This is a genomic window from Gilliamella bombicola (assembly GCF_900094945.1).
GTDB classification, from domain to species: Bacteria; Pseudomonadota; Gammaproteobacteria; order Enterobacterales; family Orbaceae; genus Gilliamella; species Gilliamella bombicola.
Genome location: NZ_FMAQ01000002.1, coordinates 40,406 through 54,775, shown reverse-complemented (window position 1 = coordinate 54,775; position 14,370 = coordinate 40,406). Strand labels below are relative to the sequence as shown.

Sequence of the window (14,370 nt, the reverse complement as noted above, 5' to 3'; positions counted from 1 at the left end):
CCCTCGACAGCTATCACTGTACCTAAGCCACTCCTGACTGGGGTTCTGTTCACAGTTCAAGCCATCTTTGCTAACAAAGAAAAGACACAAAAACACCACAAAAAACTTAAATAAAATCAATACCTTTCCTGACCAATTTTTTGTAAGTAAAAAATAGTAACTTAATGTGTTTTTTTATGTTTTGAAGAGAAGGAGATATACCACAATAAGCAATGCAACAAGTAGGCTTTATTTACTACAATAGAGCATAAAAAATAATAATGCCTAAAGTGATGCTAAGTAAAAATTAATTATAAAATTTAGTGACAGTATTAACTGCCACTTTTTACTGGTAAATATACAAAATTTAGGATAGGGATAGAATCATTTTTTATTTCCAAATATTTTCTTGGTTATCTAAATATTGTTTCCAATTAAAATATAACCGCTTTTCATTTTCCTCTTGAGTATGCTTAGAAGGATCATAATCATTAGATACAGGCATGTATCTCACGAAAGACTCTATTTCTTCAGGATAATCAAAATTTTCATAAATTGCTTCTACTTCACCTAATGGATCTTTAATGTCATTACGAATATTATATAATTGTAGTAACAAAATATATAACCATTTTGCGTTACTATAATTCTCTAAAGACCCAGCAATTTTATTCAATAAATCATCTAACTTAAAAATATTAGAGGAATTAACCATTGATAGTTCAAATACATCTTGATTACTACTACCATTAATAATCATATCATTTGCATAATTGATGACATCTTTCCAGCCAATAATATGATTCCGATATCCCCATGAAATATCTTTCCAATTTAGATAAATTTTATTTTTATTTAAATTAAAATTCATGATTATTTAACCTTCTGATTAGGTTTACCATTTATTTTACCACCTGAAATAAACCGTTGATGTGTAATATTTTGAGTTTTAGGATCTATAATATATTCAAATATACCACTTTTACCATTAAAAGAACCTTCTGTTTGTAATAAGGTTCGCTTAACACCATCACCGCCTGTTATTGTAAATACCTTACCTTTTTTAAGTTGTTCTTTGGTAATGAAGCTTGCTGCTCTATGCGATGGATCAGCTTTTAAGCTACTACCAGATCTATTATAAGCAATAATTTTATCAGCTACTCCAGATAAGGTTTTTAATTGGGCTACCTTTTGAACAACTTTTGAAGCAGCATTTCCCAACACAAATCCACCAGTAATTTCACTCCCAATTCTTCCTTGGGCATATCCAATCATATAACCCGCTGATTCAGGATCATGTTCTAAAGCATATTCATAAAGTTCTTGCCATTCAGTTGCCGAAACCTTTATATTATCATAAACTTTATCTAAATTCGTGACCACTTCATACATACCTACAGCTGTATCTATAGGATGTATAATAGTATCTATAATACCTGATACTGTATTAGCAGTTCCGTCTAAAACTCCGTCAAGCTGTCCTCTCCCTTCACCTTGAACATATGCACTGACTTTTTCACCATCTCCATCAAATAATTCTAGAAGCTGTAGTTGTTCATTGAGTCTTGTTTCATTCTCCCATGCTAGCATTGCTGCAGAATTATTCTCAACCGCATTTTTCCCCGCAGCAACGCCAGTATTGATATCTTGGATATCACCACCGGCAGCAGCTATCGCAAGGCCAGTCGCTAGTTGTGATAGGGCGCTGATTTTTTGTCTTTCTTCTTGGCTTAGGTCTTTGATGTCTTTATCAGGGTAAAGGATCCCCGCAATAACTTCAGTACCCCGCTCACCCATTGCTGCACCCATGCCACCCACAAGTGCAGAGTTGCCTTGCAGCTCAGCAACCACCGCACCGAGTATGGCATGGCTGACGGTGTTGGCAACGGTGTTTCCTTCGGTCTGTTGTTTGATAATTGTAGCAATTTTTGGTGCTAATGCCCCTGCGGCTGCCCCTGTCATATCACCACTGATTAAGCCGTTGATAAGGCTAACGGCCATATCGATGCCTTGACGGGTGCTACTGCCCATCGCCGACATCCCTTGGTTCATTGCTTCTTTGTAAGCTTCTTCGTAGATTTTTTGTTGTTCTTCTTCTGTTAGTCCCTTGTTTTTATTTTTTTCTTTTTCCTTTTCAACCGCTTTTTTCGCTTCTGATTCTGCTCGCATACGGTCTATATGGTTGAGCATCGTTAACGTTTCACCACCTATCTCACTCACTAACTGTGTTTGCTCGATGATGTCTTGCTCTTTCTCTTTGTTAAAGATATGGTTGAGCTCGTTATTGGCCTGCTCCGTATCCCGACTTAACTCGTTGATATCTTGTTTTTGTTCGTCTTTGTTGCGGATAATTATCGTCCCTTCCGATACCGCTGAATGCGTGGTCGAACGTTCACTTTCGCTTTTGTTGCGACTGGTTGGCATCGATGGCATACCGCTCGAGCTAACGCTTGCACTGCTGCTACTCACTTTGTAGTCCGCTTTGTTTTCAATATCACTAAAGCTGATTGTGCCCGTGTCTAGACGGTTTTGGCTCTTGTCTTCCGCTTCTGACGATATCACCGCCACGGCTAACACAAAAAACAACAACAAAAAATTTAAATAAAATCAACACCTTTCCTGACCAATTTTTTGTAAATAAAAATAGTGAGTTAATGTATTTTTTATGTTTTGAATAGAGGGATATATGCCACAATAAGAAATGCAACAAGTAGGATTTATTTACTACAATGGCGCATACAAATAATAATGGCTAAAATGTATGCTAAGCCAAAATTAGTAATTAAAAAATTAATTATCGAATTTAGTGACAGTATTAACTGTCACTTTTTTTAATAACGAATACAATAATATACGTTAGAATTGTCAGGTTAAGATACATTCCAAGCTCAAATCAACCACAGACAAAGCACCGGCGGCACAATCCAACAAGCGATTTTACACCGTGGGGTACGTACCACAATGTATGAAGCCAGCCCCATCCTCTTCCCAACACTCACTATTAAGGTTGGATAAAATAGGTTAATTCTTGTACTTGCTATTCAATACTTGTAACTTAAAAACAAACTTTCTACTGGTTAACTAGAAATTATTAATCTATAAAGTGGAAGTTATTTCATTGCTAATTACCTTAATCCACACTTCTCCAGACTCCATTATTAAAGTTTTTGATTCTATTTTCACGAGTGCGATATAAGAACCAAATAACTCTTCACCATCAAGCATATTTTTACATTCAAATTCCTTCACATTTTTACAATGAATTTTTCGTAAAGAATGCCCATCACAAGTACTCCATATGTCAAAAATCAGATCACATCCCAAATTACTAAACTCAATAGTTCCTAAACATATATCTTCATATTTCATAATTTATTCCATAAAATGCCCCGTAGAATATGATTGATCATCAGTTTGAGTTACTACAAATTATCACTGCTTGGATATTTAATAGAACATATTGAACTAGTTAAAGTCATATCTATCCATCCTTGCATCTTAAGATAATAATACCCTGTTTCAGGATTTTTTGAGATTTCAAGTTCACCTATATATGCAGGTAAAATATTATGTTCATCTATATTATTTTTATATTTTAGATCAATAATATTATTAATTAATATAGTACAAACTTCATCTCCATTATCCATGTTCAATATTTCCATAATAATAAAGTTTTTATCTAACTCTAAACTGAATAAAGATAGATTAATATCTATTAGCTTAAGAATGTAATCTTGCATTATTTATCCCTATTAATAAAATTGACCTGTAGAATGGTTTTGATCTTCTAAACGATTAAAATTATAATCAGTCCGTTCATTATATTTGCTTGTAATTGGCTGTCTACCGCCTCTGAATACCAGTAATCTTTATTGTCTTCATAATATTTATTAAAATCAATCCGTGCTTGCTCTTCCGCACTTAACTGATTATAGGCTTTCTCCGCTTCTTTTTTCGATAACGCTTCCTTGTTTTTATCTACCTCTTTTTGCGCCTGTAGGCGGTCATATTTGTTTATCACTCCTTTTGCCTGTTGAGCGATGTCTTTAACTAGCTCTACCGATTCTAATTTGTCTAGCTCTTTTTGTTTGTTAAATATCGGTTTGAGTGAGTTATTCGCATGCTCGGTATCTCGGCTTAGTTCGTTGATATCTTGTTTTTGGTCGTCTTTATTACGGATGATGAGTTGCCCATTTTCTACCGCTGAATGCGTTATGCTGGACTCTTTTCCACTGTTTTGATACGCCGTCGGGGCGCCCGGTCGCCGGTGCCTCCACTCACCGAGACATGGCTAACTTTAAAATCCGCTTTGTTTTTGATATCACTAAAGCTGATTGTGCCGGTATCAAGGCGGTTTTGGCTCTTGTCTTTCGCTTCTGAGACTATCACCGCCACGGCTAGCACAAAAAAACACCAAGAAAAACTTAAATAAAATCAATACCTTTTCTGACAGATTTTTTGTAAGTAAAAATAGCAACTTAATATGTTTTTCGTGTTTTGAATAGAGGGAGATATGGTGCATGAAAACAATGATTGATTACAAAAACGATAAAATGATAGAGGTGAGCACTATCTAATATTTTGGCGAAGTTCAGAATTTAGTCACAGAATTAACTACTATCTTTAAATAACAAATATACAAAATTTGGGAAATACCACTAGGCTGTTAATCGTATTACAGCAATAAAAAGTTACCTTATAATATTGATTAGGATAAATACCTAGAGACAATAAAAAGGAAACAGCTCAGATCAACTAAGATTTACTGCGATAGCAACGATTTTAATAAATGATTAATCAATGTGCCACTTTCGAAAATAAATTAATAATCACAACACCAAGCATGATAAATCCCATGCCAATTAATGCAGCTAGATCCAATGTTTGTTTTAAAAAAATCCATGCAATTAAACTTATTAACACAATTCCGATTCCAGACCAGATAGCATATGCAATACCAACAGGAATGGTTTTTAATGCTAACGAGAGCAGATAAAACGAAGCACTATAACCCAAAATAGTAATAATGGAATAAGTGATATTGGTAAACCCATCAGATAGTTTCAATGAAGAAGTTGCAATAACTTCACAAATAATTGCAAAAAAAAGTAATAAATATGAGTTCATATTAATGCCTATAATCGTCAAATAAAAAGCTGACTATCTAAAATTAAAGTTTTAGAGAAATCAATATCTAATTAACTGTTGAACGTTAATAGATAAAAACAATATTTTGTTGCCTTATTTTGATATCATTAATTATGATAGAAAGGTAAAGATAGATAGCTATTAACGCTTGAAAAGAAAGATCTTTAGATAGCTTAGGCTTCTATTTTAAAAATACTTATTGATTATCAATAAAATTAAAACAAAACCATATATCAAAACAGATCCGTTATTTCTATATAATAGTAATTATTATACCTAAAAATAAGGAACTTTGTAGTGCCTTTTTATTTTTAAAATGCGAGCCTGCACTTTTACTTCTAAAAACAAGATTAAATGACTTTTACCTGCTGTTTTTTTTATTTTATATGACTCCTTACATATTGATGTACCTATCCTTCTAGATAGAAAAATATCTAGTAGTTCTGTTGTCCTGATTAAATTATAGGTAATGCTTTCACTTCTAGTAATACTTTTATACCAATATAAGTTAATAGAATAAAAAACACCACTTAGTCGCTTTATTATACTTATCATCATAACTTATTACTTTTAAAAAAAATTTGAAAGATTACAACGATCAGTAAAGTTAATCATGATAGATAAAACCTATTATAATATAATATATTGATCTGTAAAACCGATCATAATATAATAATCAACCTCTTTAACTTAACCTTTACTTAAATTTAATAAATTTTTATGGAGACAAAATGGAACAACAAAAAAAAGCAACAAGTTATTTATCAATATCGTCAATGGTGTGCGGTATTATTTCAATAATACTTCCAATGGCTGGGTTTAACATAGTTGTCGGGATTATAGCAATAGTGCTGGGTGTAATAGGTAAAAATGATGTAATAAATAACCAAAAAGACGGCCTAGGGTTTGCTAAAGCAGGAATTATTTGCGGAATTATTGGTATTGCTATTTGGCTTTTATTTTTAATTATTGTTGGTAGTACATTGCTAACATTTATGCATTAATTAATAAATGTTATAAGGAATTAAGAATGAATAAATTACTTATTAGCATTGTGTTAGCCACAGGTTTTTTATTGTCTGGGTGTGGGGGTACAACTAAAGGAGGGCAGACAATTTTAAAAAACGAAACAAAAGAAACTATTAGAACGAAAATAAAAGAAGGAAAAACAACTCAAAATCAAATAAGAGATACATTTGGAGATCCATTAACAACATATTTTGATGGTGGTAAGGAAGTTTGGTCATATCATTATACTTATAGCAAACACGATCTTACATTAGCTGCTATTCCATATGTTTCAATTTTTTATAATAAAAGTGATTCTGATGCTCAATATAAACAATTAACAATTCTTTTTAATAATAATAGTACAAAAACAGTATATAGGTACTCTTTTTCAGACTCTAATTACAAAGTAAATCATACAACAGGAGTAGGACAATAAAATGAAAAAAATAATTAGTGTTATGTGTATTAGTGTTTTAAGTATAGTTTTGGTTGGTTGTGGTGATAAAAACACAATTACTTATGATTTAAAAACAGGTAAAGCAACAGCCAGCGGTTTTGATTCAAAAGCCCCTAATTTAAATGGTTTGGGTTATATGGGCATTATGAATGAGATTAGTAAAAATTGTAATCTCGATATTGCCACACTTGCTATGAATTTAAATATTGACGGTAAATACACAACAAAAGTTTGTAAAAACGGTATTACCTACAAATTAATTAATGCTAAGTAGAACGGGAATAAAACAATGAATAAAATTATTGGATTAAGTAGTATTACATTATTAAGTTTAGTTTTAATGGGCTGTGGAGATTCAAATACCGAGAAGTTTGAAGATTTTGCTAAAGATGCTGTAAAGGACAAAAAACAGCTAGTCGTATTTTATGATATCAAAAATAACAAGAATTATAATTATAGTTATTACCAATTTATTGGGGAAAGTACCTCTTCAAAAATCGATCAATTTTTAAGCTCGCCAATGATTAAAGATTGCTCAATCAGTAAAGAAAAAATGAATGAAGTAGCCCTATCTAATGATTCTATTACTTTTACTTGCGCGTATTCATATAAAGATGTATTAACAAATATGGACACACCACCAGATAAAAAAGTGAAAATAAAAATAGTAGGTGAAAAATCATCAGATAACCAAAGTATTCTTGACATGAACGATATAAATTTCTTATTAAACTTCAAGGATAACACAGTATATAACAAAAGTGTCGATGAAATAACAGGTAATGTTAAGAGCACTTTGATAGAAGGATTAAAACAAACATGTAAAATTTCTGATGACAAACAAGTATATGATGATTGCCTTTCCCCGCATTCAAGATTAAAAATAACAGGTTTATAAGTCTTTTATACAGAATTAGAGGGTTAGCCCTCTTTTTTTATAAGTTTTTTTAATCGATATTTTGTGAAGTTTTTATTTTGATTAGCGATTGGATAAACGTTAAAATTAAGGAATGGTGGGTTGTGAGGGGATCGAACCCGCGACCAATTGATTAAGAGTCAACTGCTCTACCGACTGAGCTAACAACCCACTGAAATATTAGTCTACATTGTATATAGGTTTAAGCAATAATGCAAATCACCAATCTCATTTTATTTAGTAAAATTTTGAGATAAACTTCAATATTGCTAGATTATTAAATAAGTCTATGTTTTACTATAGTGCGTTTTTTCAACATAATTAAATATTATATAATGAATTATAAATAAATTGGGAGAAAAGAAATGAAAATATCATCAGTTGCTATGCTTATCACAATGGGATTATCCAGCGCGGTAGCTTATGCACATACTGCAAATGAAATTATTGTTCGTGGTGGGCCAGTTTATGTTCACCCTCAAGATAAAAGTGATCATGTTAAAGTTGGCGGAGCCAAAAGTGATCTAAAAGCAAAAGCCGATAACGATACTCAACTTGGGTTAAATTTCCAATATATGGTGACGGATAATATTGGTGTCGAACTCTTAGCTGCAACACCTTTTAGCCACCAGGTTAAACTAGGTGGAGGCAATTCAACAGGGCTTGCTGGTGCTCATTTAGGTAAAATTAAACATCTACCACCAACATTAAGTGCTGTTTGGTATCCACTTGATTCACAATATGAGTTACAACCCTATGTTGGAATGGGTATCAACTATACCTTCTTTTTTGACGAAAAACTTAGTGGCGAAGCCAAAAAAGCGGGATTTCATGGTTTAGATCTCGATAGTTCTTGGGGCTGGGCTGCACAAGTCGGTGCTGATTATACTTTAAATGATAATTGGCTTTTGAATGCTCAAATACGTTATATCGATATTGAAACTAAAGCGACTACCCATTTAGGCAATACTAAAGTTACCGCTAATTATAAGCTTGACCCATGGGTTGCAATGATTGGTGTAGGTTATAAATTTTAAATGAGCAAACATAAAAAAACCTCTCAAACGAGAGGTTTTTTATTACAAAGATTAAAGATTTTTTATAGCGACATACTGCTCTTGCAGTTTGGCTTTATCATCAATATAACCTTGTTGTTTTTCTTTTTCTTTAGCAACTACTGCTGCTGGTGCTTTATCGACAAAGCTGGCATTAGACAGTTTATTTTCAATACGAGAAATTTCGCCATTGATGCGTTCAATTTCTTTTTCTAAACGCGCAAGTTCGTTTTCTTTATTGATTAATCCTGCCATTGGGATTAGCAACTCGGCGCCATCAACCAGTTTGGTAACCGACAATGGTCCTGTTTCACCATCATCAAGCAAAACAATTTCAGATAATCTTGCTAATGATTCGATAAAATTGATGTTATCAGCAATGATTCGATGCACTGTTGGTGAGCCTTTTCGAATTAATAACTGCAATGGTTTGCTTGGCGCAATATTCATTTCAGCACGAATGTTTCGTACGGCAATCACGACATCTTTTATCCAATTAATATCGGCTACTGCTTGATCATTTGAATGCTGTTCATCAAAAGCAGGCATTGGCTGTAACATAATGGTGTCAGCGCTTATATTCATTAAGCCTTTTACATTTTGCCAAATTGCTTCGGTTATAAATGGAATAATTGGATGTGCAAGGCGTAATAGAGCTTCTAATACCGTAATTAACGTATGGCGAGCTGCGCGTTGCTGTGATAGTTCGCCATTGGCTAAAATTGATTTGGTTAGCTCTAAATACCAATCACAGAATTGATTCCATGTAAACTCATATAAAATATTAGCTGCTAAATCAAAACGATAAGTATCAAATGCTTCTCGATAAGCTTTAATAGTTTGATTAAATTCGGCTAAAATCCATTTATCTGCTAAAGAATAATCTAAATCCCCACCTTTAAAGCCACAATCATGCCCTTCTGTATTCATCAACACATAACGGCTAGCATTCCAAAGTTTATTACAGAAATTACGATAACCTTCTAAACGTTTTAAATCCCAATTAATATCACGCCCTGTTGAGGCTAATGCTGCTAAAGTAAAGCGTAGTGCATCAGTCCCGTGCGCTTCAATACCATTAGGGAACTGTTTTTGAGTACGTTTAGCAATTTTTTCGGCTAATTGAGGCTGCATCATATTGCCAGTACGTTTTTCTAATAAAGCTGACAATGATATACCGTCAATCATATCTAAAGGATCAATAACGTTTCCTTTAGATTTAGACATTTTCTGTCCTTCTTCATCACGAATTAAACCTGTGACATACACCGTTTTAAAAGGAACTTGTGGTTTACCATGTTCATCTTTAATAAAGTGCATGGTCATCATGATCATTCTAGCTACCCAGAAGAAAATAATATCAAAACCAGTTACCAGCACATTAGTTGGATGGAATGTGGCTAAATCATCAGTATTATTCGGCCAACCTAACGTTGAAAATGTCCAAAGTGCAGATGAGAACCAAGTATCAAGCACATCGTCATCTTGTTTCAGTTCAATATCATTGGCAAGGTTATTTTCACGTCGCACTTCAGCTTCATCACGACCAACATAAACATTACCTTGTTTATCGTACCAAGCTGGAATACGATGTCCCCACCATAATTGACGTGAAATGCACCAATCTTGAATATCATTCATCCAAGAAAAATACATATTTTCATACTGTTTTGGTACAAATTGGATATCACCATTTTTTACTGCATCAATAGCAGGCTCGGCAAGCACTTTTGCACGCACATACCATTGATCGGTTAACATAGGTTCAATCACAACACCACCACGATCACCATATGGAACGGTCAAATCATGCGGTTCGATTTTTTCTAAAATACCCAATGACTCACATTCTGCAACAACAGCTTTACGCGCTGCAAAACGTTCTAGGTTCTGGAATTGAGCCGGAATGGTTGGTTCGTAAGCCGCACTTAGTTCACCATTAGTATCAAATACTTCAGCTTGCTGACGAATATCGCCATCAAACGTTAAAATGTTGATCATCGGTAATTGATGACGTCGCCCAACTTCGTAGTCATTAAAATCGTGTGCAGGAGTAATTTTTACGCACCCTGTTCCTTTGCTCATATCAGCATGTTCATCACCCACAATAGGAATACGGCGGTTAACAAATGGCAATATCACAAATTTACCAATCAGATCTTTATAGCGAGGATCTTCAGGATTCACCGCAACCCCTGTATCCCCAAATAAGGTTTCAGGACGAGTGGTTGCCACCACTAAGTAATCTTTGCCGTCGGCTGTTTTAGCACCATCAGCTAACGGATAACGTAAGTGCCACATTGAACCTTTAACTTCGCGGTTTTCAACTTCAAGATCCGAGATCGCTGTACGTAATTTAGGATCCCAATTGACTAAACGTTTACCACGATAGATAAGATTTTCTTGATATAATCGAACAAATACTTCTTTCACCGCATTTGATAGACCTTCATCCATAGTAAATCGTTCACGATCCCAATCAACTGAATCCCCTAAGCGACGCATTTGCTTAGTAATGCTACCGCCTGATTCGGCTTTCCATTGCCAAATTTTGTCAATAAAAGCATCACGCCCGTAATCATGGCATGTTTTATTTTCTTCTGCCGCAATTTTACGTTCAACCACCATTTGCGTTGCAATACCAGCGTGATCGGTTCCTGATTGCCAAAGGGTATTATTACCTTGCATGCGATGATAACGAATCAAAGCATCCATAATGGTTTGCTGAAAAGCATGGCCCATATGTAAACTACCTGTCACATTAGGTGGTGGAATGGCAATACAATAACTTGGTTGTGATTTATCACCACTGGGTTTAAAGTAACCGCTTTGTTCCCAATGCTTATAAATAGGTTGTTCAATTTCTTGTGGGTTATAAGTCGTGTTTTTCATAATTAATGCATCAATCCTGATTTAAGGCATAAAATGGTTGCTATTCTACAGTAAAATAGCCAAACAATAAATTAGCAGAACAATAAACTCATTGATTTAATCGAATTGTAAAAATTTTTATAATACGATGAATAGCACAAAAAAACCGCCTTATATTAAGCGGTTTTTTGATATCTATCATTGTAAATATAATTTGTAATTAGTGGTGTTGATAAATAAAATTATCAATTAATCGTGTTTTACCAATATAAACCGCTAGTGCACATAAACTATCTTGCTCAAGCCTATCAACCGATGTTAATGATGCTAGATCGACAAATTCAATATAGTCAATCTTGGCTAAAGGTTGATTGACAATAAGATTATGCATAGCTTTTGTTATAACAGTTACCGACTTTTCTCCCTGTTTTATCATTGCATTAGCGCATTCAATTGCTTGATAAAGGCACACGGCGGCGGATCGTTCACATTCCGACAAATAACTATTACGTGAACTTTTAGCTAGTCCATCTGCTTCACGCACAATAGGGCAACCAATAATTTCAATGTCGAAATTCAGATCACTGACCATACGTTTAATTACCGCTAGCTGCTGTGCATCTTTCTGTCCAAAATAGGCACGATCAGGTTGTGTGATATTGAATAATTTTGTAACAACCGTGCAAACACCTTTGAAATGCCCTGGACGCCTTTTTCCACATAAAGCATCTGTTAAACCATTAACATCAACATAGCTGTTAAAATTAGCATCATACATTTCACTGGCAGTTGGACAAAAAATCAAATCTACCCCCATCTTCTCACAAGCGATTTTATCCCGTTCTAAATCACGTGGATAACTAGCAAGATCTTCTGAAGGACCGAATTGTATAGGATTAACAAAGATCGTCACAATAACTTTTTGATTATCTTTTTTAGCCGCAGCCATTAAACTCTGATGACCTTCATGCAGATAGCCCATGGTTGGAACAAGCCCTATACTATAACCAGCCTGCCGCCAAGCTTTAACTTGCTCTCGTACTTGTCCAATTGTCGTTACAACATTCATTTAGTTATCCCTTATGATTGAAACTCAGATTTAAGTTTGCTCATTACCTCACTATCAATCGCAAATTCATGGATCGAAGTTGGAAATTGTTGCTGTTTTACCTCTTGGCAATAATCAGTAAACGCTTGTTTCATATAATGACCAATTGGGGCAAAAGATTTGACAAATTTTGATGCAACACCATCATACATAGACAGCATGTCTTGATAAACTAGCACTTGCCCATCACAATTTACACCTGCGCCAATACCAATAGTTGGAATACTTACTAGTTGTGAGATCAATTTTGCTAAATCAGCAGGTACACATTCAAGTACAATCGCAATCGCCCCCGCTTGTTCAACCGCTAATGCATCAAGAACAATATTTTTAGCATCTTGATAATCTTTACCTTGCACTTTGTATCCCCCTAATGCAAGAACAGATTGGGGCATGAGTCCAATATGCGCAACAACCGGAATGGAGGCTTGTGTAATCATTTTAATATGTTCACTAAATGCTTGCCCTCCTTCAAGTTTAACCGCTTGAGCCTGACCTTCTTTAATTAGACGACCGGCATTGAAAACTGCATCATACACAGATGTTTGATAAGACATAAAAGGTAAATCAGTGACAACAAATGCCGACTTAGCGGCTCTTGCAACTGCTTTGGAGTGATGGATCATATCTTCCATAGTAACCGATACGGTGCTATCGTAACCTAGCATCACCATACCTAAAGAATCCCCCACTAATAAACAATCTACACCACTTTCATCCATTAATTTGGCTGTAGTGTAATCATAAGCAGTTAGCATGGTAATTTTTTGTCGGTTTTGTTTACGTTCTTTTAAAGTGGCAATCGTATTTTTCAAGGTAACAGCTCCAGTTCTAATTGTCGATAGTCCTTGTTTGGATGCTTTGTTCGACTAATATTAAGTAAAATAGCAGATAATTGCTGATAAATAGGTTTTAATTCGGAGGGCATAGCCATTATATGTTGTTTGATAACTTCAATATCGCCACGTTCTATAGGTCCAGTTAAAGCATTAATCACCCCAACTTTACATATATTTTTAGCATTTCCTAAAAATAACGGATGCCAAGCTTGTTCACTAAACTCAGTATCTAACCCACATTGGTCAAGTAAATCAACACCAATTTGTACCAATGCAATAACTTGATTACTCAACATAACACAAGCCGCATGATAAAGAGGCTTTTTATTCGCAGGTAAAATGGCTAAAGGATTTTTTAGTGAAACAAAAAAGTTTTTTAATTGAGGGATAATACTTTCATTTGCCTCAAGCGTAAAAGAAACACCTGACATAGCGGTATAGCATTCAAATCTATCATAAATGGCATATAAAGGATGCAATGAAAACGCAAATGGATGAACAATTTTATGTTGGCTAAATATATGTGACGTCAACAGCCCACTGCAATGACCGATCCATTTATTGGCAATAGGTAATTGGCAAAGTTCTTGCCAAACAGTGGCTATTTGGCTATCTGATACAGTAACCAATAAACAATCACAATCATTAACTAAATCAGCTAACGATGCATAAGCTTGACTATGAGTAAAATCACTTGCCTCTTTTGCATGTTCATAAGATCGGCTATAAAACCCAGCAATCGACATTCCACATAAAGAAAAATACTTAGCTAAGGTGCAACCTACTTTACCCGCACCAATAAAACCGATAATCATTGTAACTGTAAATTATTAAATAATTGTCGCATTATAGCTTAATCGACTTGATATTCAATTATAATTAATAATGGTAGCAAATAAAATTATTTGTGGCATATTGCTTATTATTGACATAAAAATCTCTATTTTTATTGGTTAATTATAAATTTCACAATAATCAAAATT

Annotated in this window: 15 protein-coding genes and 1 tRNA gene; 5 read left to right on the top strand and 11 right to left on the bottom strand. The window is 34.3% G+C overall.

Features of this window, described 5'->3' with window-relative positions; translation table 11 throughout:
* Positions 1–370 precede the first annotated feature (370 nt).
* From GA0061081_RS02280 to GA0061081_RS02250, 6 genes are all read right to left on the bottom strand, one after another.
* On the bottom strand, positions 371–850 hold the full coding sequence (locus GA0061081_RS02280; protein WP_091346720.1) for a DUF2247 family protein: 480 nt from the start codon (positions 848–850) through the stop codon (positions 371–373).
* Positions 851–852: 2 nt separating this feature from the next.
* Complete coding sequence (locus GA0061081_RS02275) at positions 853–2,541, bottom strand: VENN motif pre-toxin domain-containing protein (protein ID WP_141683319.1); 1,689 nt, start codon at positions 2,539–2,541, stop codon at positions 853–855.
* A 534-nt stretch (positions 2,542–3,075) separates the two neighbouring features.
* The gene (locus tag GA0061081_RS02270; protein WP_091346716.1) at positions 3,076–3,348 is read right to left on the bottom strand and encodes a hypothetical protein; all 273 of its coding nucleotides are present in this window, start codon (positions 3,346–3,348) and stop codon (positions 3,076–3,078) included.
* 53 nt (positions 3,349–3,401) lie between these two features.
* On the bottom strand, positions 3,402–3,722 hold the full coding sequence (locus GA0061081_RS02265; protein WP_091346714.1) for a hypothetical protein: 321 nt from the start codon (positions 3,720–3,722) through the stop codon (positions 3,402–3,404).
* A gap of 47 nt (positions 3,723–3,769) precedes the next feature.
* The gene (locus tag GA0061081_RS02260; RefSeq protein WP_091346712.1) at positions 3,770–4,003 is read right to left on the bottom strand and encodes a hypothetical protein; all 234 of its coding nucleotides are present in this window, start codon (positions 4,001–4,003) and stop codon (positions 3,770–3,772) included.
* Positions 4,004–4,779: 776 nt separating this feature from the next.
* Positions 4,780–5,109: a DMT family transporter gene (locus tag GA0061081_RS02250; RefSeq protein ID WP_091346708.1), complete on the bottom strand. Its 330-nt coding sequence runs from the start codon at positions 5,107–5,109 to the stop codon at positions 4,780–4,782.
* A gap of 752 nt (positions 5,110–5,861) precedes the next feature.
* Between GA0061081_RS02250 and GA0061081_RS02245 the strand changes: the two genes are divergently transcribed.
* Genes GA0061081_RS02245 through GA0061081_RS02230 form a run of 4 tightly spaced genes read left to right on the top strand, consistent with a single transcriptional unit; the run spans position 5,862 to position 7,496 of the window.
* Positions 5,862–6,134 carry a DUF4190 domain-containing protein gene (locus tag GA0061081_RS02245; protein WP_091346706.1) on the top strand — a complete coding sequence of 91 codons (273 nt, stop codon included), beginning with the start codon at positions 5,862–5,864 and terminating at the stop codon, positions 6,132–6,134.
* Between the two features lie 26 nt (positions 6,135–6,160).
* Positions 6,161–6,577 (top strand): outer membrane protein assembly factor BamE domain-containing protein, encoded by a 417-nt coding sequence (bamE, locus tag GA0061081_RS02240; RefSeq protein WP_091346704.1) that lies wholly within the window; start codon positions 6,161–6,163, stop codon positions 6,575–6,577.
* A gap of 1 nt (position 6,578) precedes the next feature.
* A complete protein-coding gene (locus tag GA0061081_RS02235) occupies positions 6,579–6,872 on the top strand; it encodes a hypothetical protein (protein ID WP_091346702.1) in 294 nt (97 codons plus the stop codon).
* Positions 6,873–6,887: 15 nt separating this feature from the next.
* Positions 6,888–7,496 (top strand): hypothetical protein, encoded by a 609-nt coding sequence (locus tag GA0061081_RS02230; RefSeq protein WP_091346701.1) that lies wholly within the window; start codon positions 6,888–6,890, stop codon positions 7,494–7,496.
* A 113-nt stretch (positions 7,497–7,609) separates the two neighbouring features.
* Here GA0061081_RS02230 and GA0061081_RS02225 read toward each other — a convergent pair.
* Positions 7,610–7,685, bottom strand: a tRNA-Lys gene (locus tag GA0061081_RS02225).
* Between the two features lie 194 nt (positions 7,686–7,879).
* Between GA0061081_RS02225 and GA0061081_RS02220 the strand changes: the two genes are divergently transcribed.
* Positions 7,880–8,551, top strand: a complete 672-nt coding sequence (locus tag GA0061081_RS02220) for an OmpW family outer membrane protein (protein ID WP_091346699.1) — start codon at positions 7,880–7,882, stop codon at positions 8,549–8,551.
* 51 nt (positions 8,552–8,602) lie between these two features.
* Here the strand turns inward: GA0061081_RS02220 and GA0061081_RS02215 are convergent, their stop codons facing one another.
* The 4 genes from GA0061081_RS02215 to GA0061081_RS02200 all read right to left on the bottom strand — a co-directional run bounded on the left by GA0061081_RS02215 (position 8,603) and on the right by GA0061081_RS02200 (position 14,202).
* A complete protein-coding gene (locus tag GA0061081_RS02215; protein ID WP_091346697.1) occupies positions 8,603–11,461 on the bottom strand; it encodes a valine--tRNA ligase in 2,859 nt (952 codons plus the stop codon).
* 199 nt (positions 11,462–11,660) lie between these two features.
* Positions 11,661–12,509, bottom strand: coding sequence for a pantoate--beta-alanine ligase (gene panC / locus GA0061081_RS02210; protein ID WP_091346695.1), 849 nt, complete (start codon positions 12,507–12,509; stop codon positions 11,661–11,663).
* 11 nt (positions 12,510–12,520) lie between these two features.
* On the bottom strand, positions 12,521–13,363 hold the full coding sequence (gene panB / locus GA0061081_RS02205; RefSeq protein ID WP_091346693.1) for a 3-methyl-2-oxobutanoate hydroxymethyltransferase: 843 nt from the start codon (positions 13,361–13,363) through the stop codon (positions 12,521–12,523).
* Positions 13,360–14,202, bottom strand: a complete 843-nt coding sequence (locus tag GA0061081_RS02200) for a Rossmann-like and DUF2520 domain-containing protein (protein ID WP_091346692.1) — start codon at positions 14,200–14,202, stop codon at positions 13,360–13,362. The genes panB and GA0061081_RS02200 overlap by 4 nt, the downstream gene beginning before the upstream one ends.
* Positions 14,203–14,370: the final 168 nt, after the last annotated feature.

Bases quoted from the DNA above. Each gene is read 5' to 3' on its own strand.
- GA0061081_RS02215 (WP_091346697.1), bottom strand. From the start codon at position 11,461: ATGAAAAACACGACTTATAACCCACAAGAAATTGAACAACCTATTTAT.
- GA0061081_RS02200 (WP_091346692.1), bottom strand. From the start codon at position 14,202: ATGATTATCGGTTTTATTGGTGCGGGTAAAGTAGGTTGCACCTTAGCT.
- GA0061081_RS02235 (WP_091346702.1), top strand. From the start codon at position 6,579: ATGAAAAAAATAATTAGTGTTATGTGTATTAGTGTTTTAAGTATAGTT.
- GA0061081_RS02280 (WP_091346720.1), bottom strand. From the start codon at position 850: ATGAATTTTAATTTAAATAAAAATAAAATTTATCTAAATTGGAAAGAT.
- GA0061081_RS02245 (WP_091346706.1), top strand. From the start codon at position 5,862: ATGGAACAACAAAAAAAAGCAACAAGTTATTTATCAATATCGTCAATG.
- panC (WP_091346695.1), bottom strand. From the start codon at position 12,509: ATGAATGTTGTAACGACAATTGGACAAGTACGAGAGCAAGTTAAAGCT.
- GA0061081_RS02220 (WP_091346699.1), top strand. From the start codon at position 7,880: ATGAAAATATCATCAGTTGCTATGCTTATCACAATGGGATTATCCAGC.
- GA0061081_RS02265 (WP_091346714.1), bottom strand. From the start codon at position 3,722: ATGCAAGATTACATTCTTAAGCTAATAGATATTAATCTATCTTTATTC.
- GA0061081_RS02230 (WP_091346701.1), top strand. From the start codon at position 6,888: ATGAATAAAATTATTGGATTAAGTAGTATTACATTATTAAGTTTAGTT.
- GA0061081_RS02270 (WP_091346716.1), bottom strand. From the start codon at position 3,348: ATGAAATATGAAGATATATGTTTAGGAACTATTGAGTTTAGTAATTTG.
- GA0061081_RS02250 (WP_091346708.1), bottom strand. From the start codon at position 5,109: ATGAACTCATATTTATTACTTTTTTTTGCAATTATTTGTGAAGTTATT.
- bamE (WP_091346704.1), top strand. From the start codon at position 6,161: ATGAATAAATTACTTATTAGCATTGTGTTAGCCACAGGTTTTTTATTG.